At 32.5% G+C, this 292-nt stretch carries 1 pseudogene; it reads left to right on the top strand.

Annotated features, from left to right (window positions below):
- Positions 1-292: pseudogene (locus tag FOT98_RS31080) on the top strand (RNA-guided endonuclease InsQ/TnpB family protein); the annotation flags it as partial.

Below are 292 nucleotides of genomic sequence, written 5' to 3'. Positions count from 1 at the left end.
GTACACTGGATTAACACAAGAAAAAGAGTTGCAGCCTTTGCAAAAAGAAGTTCTGGATCATATTCATAAAAATATTGGTAAGATGAATGACACACAACGTCTTGCTTATCAGAAGAAATTGGAAAAAGAGAAATTAAAGCCTAAAGAAGAACAGAAAGAGATTACATGTAATTTGTTTTCAGAACCTAATTTTGAAAAACCTTATGTAGATTACAACTTTCTAGATGCACTATTTAAGGCTATGATTCAAAATGATTATCGAGCTTTGCCTACGCAATGTAGCCAGTCAATC

Source organism: Bacillus sp. HY001 (assembly GCF_007558965.1).
Lineage (GTDB): Bacteria > Bacillota > Bacilli > Bacillales > Bacillaceae_G > Bacillus_A > Bacillus_A mobilis.
The sequence above is the reverse complement of the archived record's forward strand: the minus strand, read 5'-3'. Positions and strand labels throughout refer to the sequence as shown.